Source organism: Flavobacterium sp. NPDC079362 (assembly GCF_050267765.1).
Lineage (GTDB): Bacteria > Bacteroidota > Bacteroidia > Flavobacteriales > Flavobacteriaceae > Flavobacterium > Flavobacterium azizsancarii.
In genome coordinates, this window is record NZ_JBNNFM010000012.1 from 99,255 (window position 1) to 119,002 (window position 19,748).

General features: G+C 36.1%; 9 protein-coding genes. 1 reads left to right on the forward strand and 8 read right to left on the reverse strand.

Going from position 1 to position 19,748, the window contains the following annotated elements:
- Positions 1-31: 31 nt before the first annotated feature.
- From ACQKCJ_RS12600 to ACQKCJ_RS12625, 6 genes are all read right to left on the reverse strand, one after another.
- Positions 32-607 (reverse strand): hypothetical protein, encoded by a 576-nt coding sequence (locus ACQKCJ_RS12600; protein ID WP_271335321.1) that lies wholly within the window; start codon positions 605-607, stop codon positions 32-34.
- Between the two features lie 2 nt (positions 608-609).
- Positions 610-10,515, reverse strand: a complete 9,906-nt coding sequence (locus ACQKCJ_RS12605) for a SpvB/TcaC N-terminal domain-containing protein (protein ID WP_271335320.1) — start codon at positions 10,513-10,515, stop codon at positions 610-612.
- 75 nt (positions 10,516-10,590) lie between these two features.
- Positions 10,591-12,555, reverse strand: a complete 1,965-nt coding sequence (locus tag ACQKCJ_RS12610) for a T9SS type A sorting domain-containing protein (protein ID WP_271335319.1) — start codon at positions 12,553-12,555, stop codon at positions 10,591-10,593.
- 31 nt (positions 12,556-12,586) lie between these two features.
- Positions 12,587-13,318 (reverse strand): outer membrane beta-barrel protein, encoded by a 732-nt coding sequence (locus ACQKCJ_RS12615; RefSeq protein ID WP_271335318.1) that lies wholly within the window; start codon positions 13,316-13,318, stop codon positions 12,587-12,589.
- 14 nt (positions 13,319-13,332) lie between these two features.
- Positions 13,333-14,034, reverse strand: coding sequence for an outer membrane beta-barrel protein (locus ACQKCJ_RS12620; RefSeq protein WP_427402112.1), 702 nt, complete (start codon positions 14,032-14,034; stop codon positions 13,333-13,335).
- A gap of 720 nt (positions 14,035-14,754) precedes the next feature.
- Positions 14,755-16,422 (reverse strand): phospholipase D-like domain-containing protein, encoded by a 1,668-nt coding sequence (locus ACQKCJ_RS12625; protein ID WP_271335316.1) that lies wholly within the window; start codon positions 16,420-16,422, stop codon positions 14,755-14,757.
- Between the two features lie 648 nt (positions 16,423-17,070).
- Between ACQKCJ_RS12625 and ACQKCJ_RS12630 the strand changes: the two genes are divergently transcribed.
- Positions 17,071-17,757, forward strand: a complete 687-nt coding sequence (locus ACQKCJ_RS12630) for a nuclease-related domain-containing protein (RefSeq protein WP_271335315.1) — start codon at positions 17,071-17,073, stop codon at positions 17,755-17,757.
- 25 nt (positions 17,758-17,782) lie between these two features.
- Here ACQKCJ_RS12630 and ACQKCJ_RS12635 read toward each other — a convergent pair whose 3' ends face one another.
- Positions 17,783-19,033 (reverse strand): site-specific integrase, encoded by a 1,251-nt coding sequence (locus tag ACQKCJ_RS12635; protein ID WP_271335314.1) that lies wholly within the window; start codon positions 19,031-19,033, stop codon positions 17,783-17,785.
- Positions 19,030-19,584: a helix-turn-helix domain-containing protein gene (locus ACQKCJ_RS12640; protein WP_271335313.1), complete on the reverse strand. Its 555-nt coding sequence runs from the start codon at positions 19,582-19,584 to the stop codon at positions 19,030-19,032. The genes ACQKCJ_RS12635 and ACQKCJ_RS12640 overlap by 4 nt, the downstream gene beginning before the upstream one ends.
- Between the last annotated feature and the right edge of the window lie 164 nt (positions 19,585-19,748).

The window sequence follows — 19,748 nt, forward strand, 5'->3', positions numbered from 1 at the left end:
TCAATGCTAATCAAATTTGGAAACATTAGTCTTATTTGACTACGTTACCTTCTTTGTCCGTTATATATGGTTTATGTAATTCATGCCATCTTTTTTCAAAAGAGTCAATATTGGCCATATCTTTTTTTATCAAATCGCTTAATTTACTGACTTCTTTGTCGAAACTACTTTGACTATTGATTTTCCCCAGTTTATATTCTGGTAGAAATAACATATAAAACAAAGGAGGACCTTTATAATCGTCGCTTCTTAATCGCATCTTAGTTGAATCATTAGGCGGAAGATGAAAGTTTATTCCCTCGCTATCTTTCAATTCATCAACCGAATTTAATTTTTCGTTGAGTTCAAAAATATTTAAGGTGATTTTTATGCGTTTCTCGCCTTTGAGCATACTAGCACTAATAAAATGCAACTTATTTTGATCTGTCAACTTGCATAATTCATAAGAGTAACCGCGAATATTTGAATCGTACTGTCCAAACCAAGAAGTTTTAAATGGCGACTTTATGTAACCGTTCTTTTCCAGCTCGGGGATCCCATAATTTTTAAAAATAGTATTCCTTGCGTCTAGAAGTTCTTTATCTGAGATTTTAAAATTATCGTTCATATTTAATTTTTTGTGTTTCTTTGTGCAGCAACTCCACCACCTGCGCCAACGGTTGCTGTTTTTGCAGCATTTCCAAGACCCTGGCTTGTAGTTCTGTCTATTATAACATTTGTACCTCTATTAATTGCAGTGCTTTGATTTCTTGTTAATCCAGATGTATTAAACTTACTTTCGACTATTAGTTTTCGTCCTGTAAATATATTTTTCATATCATGGTCAAATAATGCTTTAGCTTGTCTGCCAGTCGGAGTTCTGCCCCCAGTCAAAACTTCAGCTTTACCTTGACTAACATAACCCCTACCTTTGTATTTTATTTCGGAAATCGCTTCTCCCAATTTTCCTTTAGCACTTCTGGACAAATTGTTTGTTGAATTTTTAACAGCATTACCAACTAATTTACCTCCGGCACCTAAAACAGCACCAACAGTACCATCAACAACTACATCTCTAATTGTGGTTTTTTGTCCTTGAATAGCTCTGCTTGCAGCGCCTCCAACAGCATTAGCCCCTCCTGAAACACCAGCTGTTACGAGTAAACTTGCACCTCCGGTAAATCCGGCAGCACCTCCTACTACAGCACCTTGTACAGCAGCACCACCAACTGCTCTCCAATTATCTACTTTTCCATTTTTGTATAATTGAGTTCCTGCTTCTATGGCTCCGCCTATAATTCCTCCTATCAATGCTCCTGCGGCAGCGGTTGCACAATTAGGGCATTCTCCATCCGGATCTATGTATTTTACAGGATTATTGTATGAGAACGTATAAGACGCTAAGTTAAATGAATTAAATGCACCTCCGTTTGTAGATTCAGGCTCATCAAAAAAGTCTTCTTTCATCATTAATGGATCGACATTCAGCCATAAACTAGCCTTCATATCCAAATATCTCGCTCCATAATAGCTGAGATTCGTTTCTCTATCTAATTCCTTCCCATTAAACAAATAAGGGCTAGAAAACGAACTTGAATGCTCCTCAAACAATACCTCTCCAAAAGCGATGTACTCCACATGCTGTGAAATAGAACCGTTTTTGGCTGTAATATAAGAAGTACTTCCTAAATGATCGGCGTGAAAATAAAAAATATCATTCTCAGGCAGTCCGATTCCTGTAAAACCTTCTCCGGCTTTTACAGTTGTTGGCTCTATTGGCGGACCAAATTGCACAGGCGGTCCAGGAACATCTCCCGGCGCATTAAAAATAGGATTTCTTGGCCATCCTTCCGGAGGCTCCTGATTTTCCTCAACAGGCTTAAGCACCTCACTAGGATATGGATTTCCGGTAAATTCCGGCGTAGCATAAATTCCTTGCTGTGTTGGAGGTCCCGGCGGTAATCCAAGACTTCTCACATATGCATCTAGAACTTTTTGCTGTTCAGCAGTAAGATTAGTGTAATTAACTCCTCCTGCAGTTAAACCTAAAGGTTGTGCAAAAGTTCCGTTACCAAGTTTACTAACAATACGCCCGCTTCCTTCAAAATAATGTTTTGTAAATTTACCTTTTGTTATAACAAAATAAGGACTTACATAGCCCGTATAATCGTCAGTATGTATAATTGTGGCGGCATTTTCACCATTGATTGCCACGTTCTGAGAGTCGCCTGAACTTTTAATTACACGTTCTCCGTTACTATCATAAGAATATTGGTAAATTCTTCCATTATCATTAATACCCATCAAACGGTTTTCTTCGTCCCATGTCATTTTCCTGAAACTTTGGGTTTCAGTATAACTGGTTGGATTTCCGTTTCCATCGTATACATATTCACGCGGATCTTGTTTTGCAGCTTCTGCAATTTTATTGGGCGCATGCGGATGCAGTTCGTTATCATACTTGTAATCCAAAACATAACCTTTTTGCTCGTTATTTACAGTATGTAGCAAATCTTTTTTCGTAATACTATGTATTTTATTATACGTCATATTAAGCTCATAATTCGCTTTTGTAAATTCACCTTGATAAGTTCCTTTTGCAGATTTTAATCTATAAAAATCATCATACTGGTATTCTTGTGAAGATGTTCCTCCTAAGGTATTGTTTATTATTGGAGCTGTATTTTTAATATTCAATACGTTTCCAACCAAATCATAGCCATATGAATTGTTTATGACTACCCTGACACCGCTTTTTACCTGAAGCTGTTGTAATCTTCTCATTACAGCATCATAGGTATAATTGGTTTCGGTATCGTTACCGTACTTTAGATATTTACGTTGTTCGAATTCATCATAACTCAATTGTTTGACATAATCGTAGGTATGACTTTCTTTTTTACCTTGCATGCTGTGCAGATTTCCTGCACGGTTATAAGTATATTCTACAACCTCTCCATCTGGATAAGTCATTTTTTGAATTCGATTCCAAGTATCATATTCAAATTGCGAAATGTAAGTCTGCACATCAGTAGCTGTAATGCGAAGAGTACGTATTTCTTTCTCTATCTCGCCCAGTTTTCCAAAGAAAAATTCCTGACCGCCTGTTGCATCCTGAACAAACCATAGCCTGCCGCGTCGAGATGGAGTTCCGTCGGCTTTGCCATAATTATACTGTACATTATTCTGAGGGTTTTTAGGATATTTTATTGTTTCCAGGCGGTTATAATTATAAACGTATTCTATTGCACCGCCATTTGGAACTGTGTTTTTTAAATCTTGGGTTATACGTTTGGTTAAGTTACCTGCCAAGTCATATTCCATGGTTGTTGTTCCCGCATCAGGATGTGTAAAGTCAATTCGTTTTCCTATCCAGTCGTAACTAATTTTGGTAGTATGATCCATAGCGTCAGTTACCTTAATTGTTTCTCCTAACGCATTAGTTTCGATCTTTGTAATTAAATCATTTTGTATAACCGCAACATTTTGGCCCGTAGCATCTGCATAAGTCTGGCTTGTTCTGTTTAAAGCATCTGTTTGCGTGGTGCTTAATACAGGCAGTCCGTCATAATTTAAAATAGCATAAACAGTTGTACTAGTACTTCCGTCTGGCAATGTCACTTTTATAGGCCTCCCTACTTCATCATAATCAGTTTTAGTTGGAGCTATATTTGACAGCGCTGTACTAAAGTTGTTATCTATTGTAATAGTCGTTGTTGGATAATAGGTCGCTATTGGTCTTTCCAATCCATCATAAACTATTTTTCCTGAAACTACATGCGCTTCCTGATCCGGACTGCCTGGCTGTGTAAATAAACTTGCGGTTTTTTTAACTTGCAAAGGTCTTCCTAATCCATCTGTATAAGTATATGTTTCAATGTCTTTGCCTAGTTCAGGATCATAATTTCTAGTTTTGGCATAAGGAACTTTTGCTTCTGGAAAATATTCGTAAGCAATTGTATAGGCTCTCCCAGAAGCAATTTCGTAAGGTGCTTTAATAGTCGATGTTCGTCCTTTTGCATCAATCGTATAAATAGTACTTTGATCATTACGATCTGTCGTTTTAAGCGGTGTGCCAAAACGATAATCAAATTCTACTTTATTTTGGTAGCCAAACGCATCTTTAATTTCAGTCATGTATTGATGATTTTCTGCATCATGTACATACTCTAATGTCATACGCTGACCCTTGTGGTTTACAGGTCCGGTGATTTTTTCGAGGTTACCGTAAGTATCATAGGCGATGTCAGTAACGGCAATTTTATCTGCTGCACTATAATTTTTAATTTGCGTTACTTCTGCTGTTGTGGTATTGATTGTTGTGGCTCTTTTACGACGTAAACCTTCGGTAGTAAAAACTTCTAATTGTTTTGCTATACCACCATAATAAGGTGTTGTACTTTCATAATAACTTATTTTTGCTGTCACCTTATCAGCAGCAGAACCGTTTCCTAGATCTTCGTACTGAATAATATTTCCATTAGCATCATAGGTATTAAACGTATTTGTTTCTAAATATTCACTTCCTCCTTCGTATATTTTTTGATTGGCATGAATTAATCCGACAAAAATACGTTTGTCATCACACGAAGGCAAATTCAATTCTGAAACCGGGATATTTGCCTGCGTCGTCACATCAATTAAACTGTACTCGTTTTCAGACTCTTTACGCATTTTTCCGTTCTTGTCTACAATATAACTACGTTTTAAAAGATTCTTTCTGAAATAGTCCTGATTGTAAAATTCCTGAACGGTTGTTGAGAAAAGTGAATTATCAGCAGCATCAATTTCCTCTTCAATTACTTTTTCAAAACCATAAAATTCTCTTTCACGACGGTCCTGATACCCATTTTCATATCTAAATTTACTGATCGAATGATCGATACCATCACCAACATGTCCGTCAAAAACGTCAACAGATTGTAAAACCCATTTTGCCGAAGGATTTTCATAACTTGGCTTTAATAATTCATAATCTACAACATAACTATTCCCTGCACCGTTTGTAACACTTTTTAATTTGTTGGTTCTTTTGATATTTGATAATTGTGCAGTTAAGTGACCATCATCTTTTGAAACGACATAATCCAAATTTCCATCACCATCAATATCCGTAAAAGTACCTTCAGAACGGTTTGTACTCCATCCCTTACTTGCTCCAACAGTTGGAGTAATACGAAGTAGCCAAACGATAATATCAAATGAAAAATTTGCATTCATTCCGTAGCTTACTCCTTTATTTTGGTTCATTTCGGCAAATCTTGGGTAAACAATTGGCGCATCAAAAGAACTCCCTAAGTTTAACGAAACCAACATGGTATTGCCCACATATCTTATTTTATCGGCGAGCCCGTCCCCATTAATATCCATAAAAGATTCATCACTATCTGATTGAGATCGGGCATAATTAGCCCCTCCGGAAATCGATCCCTGTTTAATACTAAAACCTAAACCGGCGCTCCAATCCGTTGAATTACCTTTATTTAAAGTATTAAAATTCCAATTTTCGACTGGTAAAAAACCATATCCTGTATTTAAAAAAACATCTCCGGAGTCTAATATTTTATCGGGTAATCCGTCGCCATTAATATCACTGTGTAGCATTGTCGAGCGGTCTTCACCTTTCCCTTGAGAAGCACTTACAGAAATACTGTTTCCTCCTTTTTCAGCTTCTTTTGAAGCTGTACCTTCTGCTGAATCTTTTTTAACGCTTGCTTTTCCAATAGTTACACTCAATGAATTGGATGGTGCACCATGGCTATAACTTCCGCCAAAATTAGGTCCTTCAGAACTTGTTTTAGAATGACTGAAATTGTCTCCTAAATTAATTACTTCATCAGAAACAGTTCCAACAGGTATTGTCAACTGGACATTTTCTCCTCGTATATAATCTGGGAATCGGTCACCATTAAAGTCGCTCATGGTCTGGGTTACATACGAATCGCCATCAATAGATTTACTGTAACCTAAATTACCCGGACCTACGGAAACCCCTGCTGAGATACTTTTACTTTTGCTTTCGCTGATCATATCAAGAGCCGAGGTGCTTCCGCCCGCCAAAGTTGGCAAAGAAAAGTCCGTATAATCTGAAATATCATCTTCTCCTAATCTTGAAGTTCCAATCATTGGTCCTTTTATAAATATAGACTCTTCCAATCCTTCCAATTTCGTTTTTGCATACGAAGGATTTAAAGAAACAAAATAGCTATCGGCAATTTCGTATCCTTTTCCATCATAATTTTCAGGATCTGTATTATTTAAATCAGGTTCTGTATTATAAGCGTCTGATTGTTTTAGTTTATTCTGGTCTATTGTATTTGTAGCAAGATTTCCGTTTATAACAAATCCTCCCCAATTGCGTTGATATAGACCTAGTGTTCGTTCATCAGGATTTAAAAGGCTGTATATCGCAAAATCGTTTGTAGCAGCATTCCACACCACATCATCCGTCAGATTTGCTATATCTTTTAAATCAATAACCTGAACCTGAAGATTAAGGGCATTTATTTTTGGATAATTTCTAAGAATATTTACACAAAGCGGATTTGAAACTGTGGTTTCTAACTGAATTGGAATTCCTGCCACCGCATCAGGGTAAACCACTGCATTATCAAAAGTATTGATTACTTCTGTCAATGTTCCCGTGGTGAGCTGGTAGCGTTTACGCGCTAACAGCACATTATTTTGTTTGGCCGAAATAATTACTTCTCCATTATAATTATTAACGGTTCCGGGAGGAAAAGGAGATGCCAGCACTAAATCCTGTGGTAATATATTTAGTTTAACTTTTCCGTTAACCGTTGAACTAACCCCTGGAATGTTATAATTTCCTTCTCTTTTGTTATACAGCAAATGAGAAACTTCCATTGGAACTTCCTCCGCAACTCCACCCGGAATGGCTGGTACTGTAACGCTTGGAGCAAAAGAAATGCTTTGCCAATTGATATTGGTTTGCGTTTCTAATGCCATGGTCACCTGTGTTTGAGCTTCAAAGGCAGGCAGATTTATAGATGCTAAATTAAAAGCAGCAACTTCATTTGCTAGAAAAGTCTTTTCAAATAAAATTACCGAAGGGCTGGTTTGTTCCAAATAATTTTTAGTTATCACAAACCTAATATGATCTGACGTAACGGGCTTATTTAATATTCCTTTAAACAAAACATTTCCTGCTACCGGAATAGCTTTTCCTGCGATAGAACTGCTGAAAAAATCAGAACTCGCCTTATATGTTGCTAGTGAATATAAATTGGCATCTTTTAGCGCTACAGGAACTGCAAAATCGGCATTAACTAAATTTCCATTTATATCCCTGTCGAATTGCTTAACCGTCGAATAAGTAATAATCGGGTCCCAAATAACCGCATCAAAATTTCCGTCTCGTACAGCACTTACCCTAAAATACAAACGCTCTCCTTTTTCGACAGAAACTGCAGTATTTTGCTTGGTTTTGATATTATAATCTGTTGCACCAATGGCTTCGTTCCAAAGTAATTGTGTTCCTTTTTGAAAGTATAAATGAACACCGTCTGCTTTATCTTCACCGGCATTGTTGACATATTCTGCCCGAGCTTTTATTCTTTCGGGCGTTGATTCCTGCACTAATTGATATTGATGCGAAATAGAAATAATTCCTTTTACAGGAGCTTCCCACATACGCACAACATCATGCAGCGGATTTTGTTTTTCTATTTCTTCAATCGGAATTGTACTTACACCCGGAATAGTTACATTTCCACCTCCAAAAACAGGTGACGGAGTACCAGTACTAGTAGTTTTAAAGGTCGGGATTCCGTTTTCTAATCGGTTATAATATACCTGTCCGTTTCGCACGAAATCTATTAGTCCGTCTCCATTAAAATCCATGAAATAAGCCTTGGTTTTATTGGTCGAACGCTGCTGGTCGTAACCAATATTTCCAAATTTTAAATTTAAATCGACACCCCAATTGAATGAAGTGGACTTAGAAAATCCAACATCACTAATATTAATTTCCTGCAATTCTCCAAAAGCCAACTGTCCTGAGCCTGCAAGATTTTTTCTGTAGTAAACTCCATTTTTATTTTTGAATACTTTATCCGGTAGTCCGTCACCGTCTAAATCTTCTAATGTAACAGTAGTATCAGATGTTCCCCAACTATTTCCTCCGTGCCCTCCAACAGTAAATCCTTTAAGGCTTCCTGCATTGGTTGCTAAACCTATTCCAAGTCTGTAGCTGATACCTGTCGTTGAGCCCTCGGTACTACTTACTAATGAGTGTTTTCCAGAAAACAATGCATCACTGAATGATGGAATTGAACTATTTTTCAAATTATCGTTTGGTACACTCCAAGTCTGTTCCGGTCCAAATGGATTATATTTTCCTGAAGCATCTCGAATATCATCAAAATAATCTAATTTATTGGTATAAAATAAGTTTGACTCCGAATCATATTCTGAAATTGATTCTAGTAAAGTCTTTTTAAAAGCACCTTCTTTATACTGCAATTCATAACTGCGAATCATTTCATTTTTAAATCGTACTTCTATTTTTCGTAGTAATTGATTGTATAACTGTTTGAAACCCAATCGCGCTGAAACCTGAACGTCAGGGCGATTTGCTTCTCCTAAATCCCCATTTTTTACAAACGTGACACTGTAATTTCCTTTTTGAGAACCAAACCCTGTATAATAGACTTTTTTAAGATACATCCCCCCATCGCGTTTGTCATACTCGTATTCTACAGTATTTCCATTTAAATCAACCTGAAGACAAAGTGCCCAATATCCGACATTCCCGTTTGCATCCTGCAAAATACCATTTGTTGCAAGTCCTGAAGTTGTACCTCCATAATAGCTAGCAGTACCACTTTTATCTTTTACTATCCAATAATAGTTTTTAGGTGAAGATCCTTTACGGATGATCTGATGAAAAGCGCTTTCACGTCTTGGATAAAATTGTTTGTCAGTAGTTCTTCCAGTCCATTCTGCTCTGTGTGAATTCGGAATCAAGGCTTCACCGGCAATCGAATATGTTTCTGTTTCTTTAGCGGCATCATATCTTGGTGCTCCCCAGCGGGTTTCGATACTTACTGCCGGAGCCGAAATATCCCAGCCCATACCTGTCCAGCTGTGCCCGCCGTCACTATCATATTGCAGATTTAATGATGGATGCATTCCGCCTCTTCCGCTTGGAATTACAATAGAAAAAGCTGTACTTGCTGTTCCTCTTCCATTTGCAGAAGGCGTCTCTATAGACTGAATCCCAACGAGCGGACTTGCCGCTTTTAGATCTTTGATGCTCGTTGAAGTATAACCCGAAGTTTCTGGAGATTCAGGCATTTTTACAATACCAGCAATAAAATCGGTAAAATGTGTTGTTTTAGCCTTAATTATTCCCTGTTTAATATCCAATGAATCTTTTGCAATTTCTTGCCAAAGACGTTTGTTGTCATCAAAATAAAAAACATTAATATCTTTCTCTGTATATCCTTCCGGAATTATTTTCTTATCATACGGTATTGATAAGGTTACGGCTTTTTCAAAAATAGTTCCATGTGGCAATAATCTAAAACCTGCATTTATTCCGGTAACATTCACCATTGAAGAGTTAAGCGGTGCAATGTCTATTTTTCTTAAACCGCTAACAGATACAGTTATATTGTTTTTAAGAGCTCCAACAGGAAAAATAGCTAAAAAATTCTTATACAAAAGTGTATTATTAGTTTGAAAATCAATAGTTTTAAAAATGCGTTCTTTTGCATTTTCAATAGGTCTGAAACGATCCACCTTGGAAAAATGCTTTAATTCTAATTTTTCTTTAACGATAACTCCCGTAATTGTTTCCTTAGTAACCACAATTGATTTTCCTATTGTTGCTGCATCAAAAATTAATTCAAATTCCGGTTGATTAAGATCAATATCAATTCCGCCAATACTAATTTTTTTTATCTGAGAAGGTATATTGGTTCCTTTGATGTATAGCATATTCTCGAATCTTAATAATGTAAAATCACTTGAAGGAAGTACTGTTTTATAAACAATGTGTGCATTCCTGATTTTATATGAATTTGAAACACCTTCAGGAGCTGTAAATAGCAAAACGTTATCTCCGGCACGTAATAATTTTTCAGAAAGTAATTCCGATTGTTTTGTCCAGTTTTTATTTTGAGATAAAAATTGACCTCCAATACTGGGCTGATTGTTTAAACTTCTTGAAATCGAAGCTGCCTGATCGTATCCGTATAATTCGTATTCTAAATAAGCACTCTCTCCATTTGCAGGTAAAGCATCTACTTTAAAATGAAAAACGTTATCATAAGCATCATCCGCAGCGGATGCGTCGGCGACACCGATGATTCCTTCTGTAATATCTGCCGAAAATGATTTTACAGTTTTATTTTCAGTCTTAAGAATTGCTGTTGAATCTGTTTTTGAAACCGCTGATTCTTTTTCAGAAGCATTTTTAGTAAAAAAGGAAGCTATCTTATAAGGTCCAAAATTTGCTGCGAACAAAAACGAACCAATTAAAAATACAAGTATTATAATTTTATTTTTCATAAAGAAGATAATCAATTTACCCAAACGTTTATTTAAATCATTTCTACAAAGTTTATTTTGCCAAAATGGAATGAATTATTTCACAATAACTTTAAAGGTTTTTGTGCCAAATTCTGAACTAACAGACACCAGATACATTCCCGATGAACTATTGATAGTATCATCATACAAATAAGTTTCTATTTGAGTAAGGTGTTTTTGTTTTATAATAGATCCTGTCAGAGAGTAAATACTAATATTTACATCTGTCTTGTGTGGATATTGCATAGCCATAGAAAAATGACCATCTGTAGTTGGATTAGGATATAAAATAATTACACTCGAATCGGTAATTTCTTTTCCATCTGTAGCGATAGCAATCTTGGTCGCCGTTTTACATTCCTGACCATTTAATAGTCGTAGTTCGTAATTACCCGGCTGATCGACTAGAATTTTAGGATTATTGTCTATAAAATCGCCTTCATAAAACCATTGGTATTCATAATTTCCTGCTGGTAAACCTGCACTTGCATCAAGGGTTATGGCATTTCCACCCGTCAATAAATAATCTGATTTTAAATTGGGGAATGTTCCTTGCTTATCAGCCACAAAAACGGTTTCCGAGTATAAATTTCCTTTTGCGTCACGAACAATATAATCATAAGTTCCAGAGGAAAGTTGTAATCCTGTAATGCTTTTTGCAGCCTGATTCCATTGCTTTACAACCACATCGCTTCCGTCTTCTTTAACGGTAACGGAAAAGGGAGCTTCGCCACCTTCAATGCTATAATTTAACTGACCGGATCCTGATATGCCACAAGTAGCTTCCGTTATCCAGACCCTGCTAAACATTTCCGGCGCGACCTTTAGCGTAAATTTTGCTTTACCTGATTTTTGTTTGTCCCAGTTAAAATCTTTTAGAACCAATTTTTCTGTACTTGACGTGCTTGCCAAACGAACATATTCTGAATCTTTTTCGTCATAGGTTCCTTTACCGGAATAATCAACCAACAACCAGTAATAGGTATCTTTGGGTAAAGTGCCTTTTACAAAAGCAGGGTTAAAAGACCAGTCAAGACTAAGGTCTCTTGGATTTGTAAAATCCAATTGCCATTGTCTTGTAATACCAATTGGCTCTCCTTGTTCCTGTTTTTTAACCAAGAGATTTTTTCCGTTATCACTCCAAAAAGCAAAGTAGTTATTGGGTATTGTGCCCGATTTACTTTTAAGTTCTATTGTCAAAAGCCCTTCTTCGATCATGTTGCTGCTCTTTAGCTGCAGTAATCCGCTGGCATCATCTCTTCCAACTCCGGTAATTGAGGAATTAAAATTTTTATGATGGTCGATATCCCAAATAGTTTCTCCCTGACTGTTGAGGTAGTTTTTATTTTCAAATTGCGAAAGCGAAATACCATATTTAATTCCGAGGTAACTGGCTACTTTCTGGGTTTCTTTACCCGATAAAACTCTGTTGTAAACTAGAATTTCACTGATATTTCCTTTAAACTCTTCAGGAGGTAATTTCTCAAATTTAGATTTTTGCCCAATCGTTAATGACGATAGCTTTGCAACACTATCCGTTACATTCTGTTGAAAAAAGTGAATGTTGGCTTTATGAGGTTTTATCTTTTCCGGGTACGATTGATAGGAGTATTTTTTTAGATCAACCAAACGTTTATTGGTCGCAACTGAGAGTGTTTTTTGCGGATCATTTATCGCCCATAAAAATTGTTCTTTCAAACTGTCTTTTACTTTGTAAACGATAAATAATGTCTGACGTCTTTTACTTTCTATGCCCAAAGGTAAGATCAGGGAATCCTGAGCCGTGTCAAAAACTATACTTGGGTTGAAATTAAAAGCTGCTCCGGTCTGCTTTTTTTCGGATATTTTCCCTTCTTTTTTCGTCAGGCTTTCCCAATAATAAGCATCTGCGTTGTTTCGGGTTTTAATCCAAAAAGACGGATCAATGACTGCTCCGGGCAATGCTTTTTGCTGAGAAAAAACCAGATTGCTTGCCGATAGAGTTATAAAAACCAATGCTGAAAAAATCTTTCTATACATAATTCTGTATGTTTTAAAATGAAATCTACCCTTAGAAATTGGCCAGATCATCAAAGTCAAAAGAGTACCCAATAATGAGTGAAATACTATTGATTTTGTTTTTGTTTTCACTGTAACGATGCCCGTTTTCTTCAGTTGTCAAAGCATCAGTAAGTCCTAAAGTATATCGGGCTCCAATAGATAATTTAGAACTGAATTCATATCCGGCAGACAACATTCCATAGAAATAATTTTTACCGGTAAGTGATTCTTTTAGTACTTTTTGCACATTGGCATCCGGTTCAAAATAAGTGCCCGAATCACCAAATATTTCTTGGGCATTCGAGGTGTATTTAATATTGTCACTGGCAATATTAAATCCAACATAAGGTCCTGCACCTATATAAAACCCTTCAACCGGATAATATTTAAACTGTGCACCAACGTTGATATAGCTGTAACCAAAAGTCATTTTATATTTTAAGCCTTTAATATCTTCATAATTTAAATCGGTACTTTGACCTGAATAGGATATTTCAGTCTGAATACTTACTTTGGCATAAGGATACTTCCAATTGATTACCAGACCTGCCGTACCTCCAAATTTGCCTTCTTCTTTTAAAGTATATCCTTCATAAATTCCTTTTGGTACTATCACATCTGGAAGATTTGACATTTTTGAATAAATACCGCCACCAAAAAGACCATACGTAATTTCTCTGTCACCTTGTGCAAATAGAGATTTTGTGCTCACTACTAGTAGTAGCAAAATAATTTTTTTCATGTTTTTTATTGAAATTACCATTGATGAAAACTGTAGCCTAAAGAAAAACTAAATACTCCGCTTTTGTTTTGATTTTCGATAAACTGAAAAGAAGATGCATTACTTTTCACCATATCTTTTACTCCTAGATAATACCGTAAATCGAAGTGAATACTTTGGTGCAATTCATAACCCAATGCAAAGCACAATGAAAAATCGTCTGCGCCGTCAAGACCATCCTGATAGAACTGTCTGGTGGCAACATCGTACATTCCGCCAGCTTCGTTAGATTTATAAGTAATATTGTTAGGAGATAAAATGATGCCGTAGAAAGCACCAAATCCTAGATTTAAACCTTCGTAGGGATATACTTTATATAAAGCTCCAATCTGCAAATAGGAATAATTTAATCCTAATTCAAATTCCTTGCCTGTAGTATCGTGATAATTGACAGTTTGAGAAGACTGTCTGAATAAAAGTTCCGGCTGAATGGCAACACGTGTATCGTAAAGTTTACAGTTTAAAAAGAAACCTCCTTCGATTCCGTAGCCACCTTTGCTTTCCATAACACTATTATCAAAAGTGTTATCTCTGCCTTTAATACTTTCGGGTAGATTACTGATTTTAGAATAAATTCCTCCGAGTTTTAATCCGTAGGTAATATTAGTCTCATTTTGCGCGCAAAGATTAGTGTTAAAAAAAGAACAAAATATTAATAGGTGTAATAGTACTTTCATTAATAAAAATTTTTGCGAATATATGTATTAATTTCTGATTTTTATCTCTAATAAATCGATAAAACTAATTAAAATCTTACGTTAAAACTTTACCTATATTTAAAACTCCGGTAAGGACTACAGTAAAGTATTTAATGGGTTTTTTAAATTTTTAAACTAAAGAACATTTCACAGTTATTGTTATCTAAAATTTATTATCTTGTATGCAGTGCATTTTAAAAATGTTTTTAAAAAAAAAAATGTTAAATACTTAATGTATTTATCTAAGCGACATCCCAGGAATTAGTTTCTATTCCCTTTTTCTATGTAAGATGAAAAAGCTTAAAATATTTTCCTTATGAAGCACTAAATTTAACGAATCAAATCCTAGTTCCAAGCTATCAACACGCTCTAAAATGGGAATAAGGCACTCGATTGTAACGACATCATCTCAACTAAGTATTTTTTAATAACAATTAGCATTTCAAACACTAATAATAAATTGCTCATATAAAAGCTACGAAAATGAGGCGCTATGAAGCATTTCTTCTGATAGGAATGCTCAATAACTTTTCTAAATCTTCTAAAAAAAAGTTCGACATTTGTTCGGGCGGGGCTAAAAAATAGTACTTTTCTCCTTACATGAAATTAATGATTCTGTTTTATTACAAAACAAGATAAATACATTAAAACAAAAATGGTGCAGAGCGGAACAAACACTCTAAATGTTAAACGTAAGACTTACGAGGTAACCTGAGCTACATATTTTCTTTTTGCTGAATTTGGAGTATTTCCAAAACTGGATTGCCACCAGTCATCCGTGCGCAATGGTTTGGGTGCTTCATCAATATTTCGCCACTCTAAAGACTCCCTGAAGGAAAAATGCGAGAACAAACGCATGAATTCTCCAAAATAAATATCAGCTATTCTTGTATTTCCTCTTACCAAGAGCATATTTTCGTCATTTTTAAGCGTAGAGTTATCACTGAAATTTGCAGAACCTCCAATAACAATAGGATCGTCACTTAATGGGTCAATGAGCATAAATTTATTGTGGATATAATTAACATTACTGTTTAATCCCGTGAGCCGTTCTTTCATCCACCCATCAAATTTATTTGTCCTGATAAAATTCCCAACTGCAAAAACATTTTCAGGCATATTCCTAAGTTCCTGTATTTGACTCTCATCAATTATTTTTTTTTCTTCCTCGGTTTTCCTATATGGACGCGTCTTTTTTTCCATAAGTGCTAAACGAAAGCCGGCTGAGGAGTTCCTATATACATCTTTAAATATATCGTTCATGCCAAATGCAAAAGTCATAAAAAGAGCATCCTTGGCCCTTGATGCCAAATTTCCGTAATATTTTAAAATGTCAAGGTTTTTTCTGGGACTGAAAACCACGGATATACCTGACGGAAGATCTGAGGGAGGTACTGAAGTCATTCCTTCTACTGATGATATCAGGTCCACAAGCCCGTAATCATTTTCAAGAGCAGTCCAATATTTAAAAAACAAGTCTGCAACAGCGCCATCTTTTACAACGTGCGCCACATTCGAATGACCAAAAATTCCTCCGTCAGAAAAATTAGTTCCACCTGTCCATACCTCTACTGGTATGTCATTCTCAAGTTTTACAATAAATTTGTTATGGGAAATACCAGAAGGATATGTCGTTCTAGGCGTGCTGACCTGATCTAAATGATGAGAAGCAATTAAACTTTTATTTACATCGCCGGGATACACTTGTTTTGCATCATAAACGATTTTTATGTCGACACCATTTCCATTATTATAAGTATCTTCAATCACTTTTAATAATGGCTCATAATTTAGTTCATAGGCCGCAATTCTTAATTTATGTTTACCTGGATCGCAGGCAGTGATAAATTCAGTGAGCGCCTCGTAAACTCCCCTTGACAGCCAGTCAAAAGCTCGATTATTTGGAACCTTATCAGGTACAAGGTCTCCAAATCTTCGCATATATTCCTGCGAAGCGGCCGTACCTCTGTTAAAATACACAATCTGGTTTTCCACTTTAGGGTCTTCGGTAGTAACTTCAACAGAGCATTCAGCAAAAGGCTGCAGGTCAACCGGGCTCCCTTTTAATGCGGTAACTTTATATGTATAAGTTTTACATGGCTCAGCACTATAATCTGCCCACTGAAATATTTGTATAGGATGTTCATTAGAAGGATATAATGAGCCGGCAGGGAAACCGGGATCAGTTTCCTTAAAGCACTTCATTCCCTCTAGAAATTTTGCCCGTCCGGTGTCGTCGGTACGTAAAATCGAAAAACCTAACAGGCCTTCACATTTTGCTTTAGGTAAATTAAAACCAAGAGTTACAACATAAGTTCCTGCAATTGCATTGACTTTCAGGCCGGCATTGATGTTTGATGTTCTCATTTTTGTATGTTATTTAAAATTACCGCATGTATTAAAAAAATTAAATCTTTAAAACAATAACCTGTTATGAATTTAAATTGCTTAAAGTTTATAATGTGAAAACTAGTACAATTTTACACAAAAAAAAGCAGGACCGCACAGGTAGTTATACGTGATTCAACACTGTAAATCAATATCTTAATTCATAATTCGGTATAATTTTTGTTTTATGTCACTTTCATTATTGCCAATCAATTAAAGTTCTTTTCTAAAATGTATCTGCTTCTATCCATTATTATTAGAGGATTAAAATAATAGTGATCGAGGTACTAGCAATCAACAAGGAAAAAAACATAAATTTATTTTACACAATAATTATTTTTTCTTGCTGAAATCCCTTTAATCCAAGCAATTGTGAAGGTAACTTGTACTTCGACTTTACAATAGTCATTGCACTAACACTATTGATACTTGTATTCAAAAGAGCTGTTTAACTTTTGGTAAAAGTTTATTTATTCTAGTACATATATTTCTTATATTCGTTTAATTAACCTGGAAATCAAATTAAGAAGAAAAAAAGTTGTTATTCTTCATTTTATGGGAAGGAAATTGCTTTATTACTGCTATTCTGAAAACAGATGTTTAAGAAGATATTCAAAATGATATTTTATGGTAATCGTTGGCGTAATTTTATTAGCTATTTTGATCTTTATCTTATTGTACATAAGAGACAAAAAATTATTAGAGACTGTTACAAAAAGTCATCGTGGCACAAAAACGGAACGGCAGTTAATTTTGAAACTTCTAAAAGCAAAATTTCCTGCCCAAACTATTTTTCACGATTTATATATTAAAAACAAATTTGGAAATTATTCTCAAATTGATTTAGTTCTTGCTACTAAGGTTGGCATTATAGTATTTGAAGTAAAAAAATATAGCGGATGGATTTTTGGCAATGGAAATCACAGTAAATGGACACAGGTTTTAGCTTATGGGAAAGAGAAATATTATTTTTATAATCCAATTCTTCAGAATAAAAAACATGTTGAGGAACTTAAAGCACAGAAAACTGATTTTCAAAATATTCCCTTTTTTTCTGTGGTAGTGTTTTTTGGAGACTGCGAATTTAGAGATGTCAGTTTTATTCCAACTAATACATATCTAACTAAATCACCACGAGTAATTGCTGTTGTAAAAAAAATTATTAAAGAAAACGACCAAGCAAAATACAAAAGTAAGCGTGATGTTGTTAGTATTTTAGCCGCAGCTGTCGAGAATGGTAGCAATCATAAAATCTCTGAAAAACATATTAAAAATATAAAAGACATGTTGGGAGACGAGCGAATTTTTCACTAACCCCATATTGATCCCTGTTAAAAAACTAGTTATATTTTGGATAGTAATCTTTTAGAGCCCAATGATGCCAAATTTGACCAACTGGGCAAAGATGATCTTCCTTTGCTTTTTTCCATGTGGTGTGCCCCAGCATTTTACTGACCGTATAAATGTCTGTTCCGCTCGATAGCTGCAATGTTGCAAATGTATGGCGAAAGCAGTGGAAGGTAATATTTTTTTTAATGCCTGCCGATTGAACCCATTTTTTCAGAGGGCGTGAAATCCACGACGGGTCTGGCAGATCCTCAAAAACAAGCTGTCCGGGAAGCCGTGGTTCACCGCATAGTTGGAAGGCCTGCTGGGAAATAGGCATATATTCCACACCCTTTGTCTTTTTCTGCGTAAAATGCAGTTTAGCCATACCATCTTCCAGACTTATCTCTTTCCATAGGAGTTTCTGAATGTCGGAGTGCCTCAGACCTGTAAGGGCTGAGAAAAGTGCGGCTCTTTTAAGGACGTCTTTTTCACAAGTCGCCGATGCCAGTACATTCAATTCTTTAATGGTCAGATACTCACGTCTTGACTCCTGATCCGGAATGCCTCTTATTTTTGAAGATAAATCAACTGTTAGATATCCGTCGATAAAGGCCTGTTTTAAAGCTGCTTTAAAAATGGAGAAATACCTTGCCGCAGTGTTGCGGGAAAGTAGTCCTTTTTTGCCTCCTCCGAGCGGGGCACCCAGCAGAAACAGTTTAAAATCTTCCGCCATTCTGCTGTCAACCTCGGAAAACATCAGGCTGCCTTTGGAATAGCTTTTTAAAAATTCTTTGGTCCGCTCCCAATTGATCTGAATGGATTTTGAACCTCGGGCGTGTCTTTTAGCCGCCACAGCAGCTAGATATTTAATAAAATCCTCTTTTCCTTTCTCTTTCTGTTCAGCCAATAGGTTATCAGCATCACTGTACAGATCTATATTATCGTATTCTTTCTGCCGGATTTTACGCACTGCGTCAGCATAGATCATTATTTCACGGTCGCTCTCGCTTCTGCACATTATAATTCCGTTATCGCTGCGTCTGGGTTTGTAGGATTTTATGCCCTCTGCATCTGTGCGGGCAGTTCTTTTCTTGTCCCACTCCACTGTTGTTATGGATCTGTTTAAATATTCACGGATTCTTTGGGGCGTTTTCTTTCCGGAAACCTCAACAGGATAGCTTTCTATGTAAACATACCATTCTTTTTGGTTTTCTGCTTTTCGAAGACGCACAGTCACCTTGGTTTTTGCTAATTGATTCATATAAAATCATTTCCGTTATACAAATTATCAATTTCCGTTTTGGGGGCATATACATGTTTTCCAATCTGTCTGGTCGGGATTGAATATTTCCTGATATGATTGTAGACTGAACCTTCTGATATCTGAAATCTCTGGGCTATTTCACCGATGGAATAGCAGTCTTCTTTTTCAAGGCTGTATAATTTTTTCTTCGGTGCGCTTTCAGCCTGAGACACGCTGCGCGCAGGGCCGAACATCTCTTTCATGACTCTGCGGTCTATCCTTACAAGGCGGGTTCCTAAATTAACTGAAGGAATTTTTCCCTCGCTCACAAGCCGGTAAAGGGTCCTTTTAGCAACACCAAAAAGAATGCCAGCTTCAGCAACAGAAATAAAGACCCTGTCCTTGGGTATTTTATCTGCCAGCGCTTTGAGCTCCGCTTCCTTTTTAAGCTGCAGCATCTTCTGTTTGTATGCCTTTTTACTGCATTTAGCTGAGCAGTAGACAGAAGTCACGCTTTTGGGCAGAAATCCGTCTCCGCAGATAAGACATTGTTTATCTAATCTCTTCATCTCCCTTATCCCTGATTAAGTTATCATTAGCAAAAATAAGTGCCACTTTATCGCCTTTTAAGTGCCGGTACAAATGTGGTACACATATATGATAAAAAACGATTAAAAAATACCAGAAACAAAAAAGTAATAAAAAGAAAAAGCGCTGTAAACATTATGTTTAC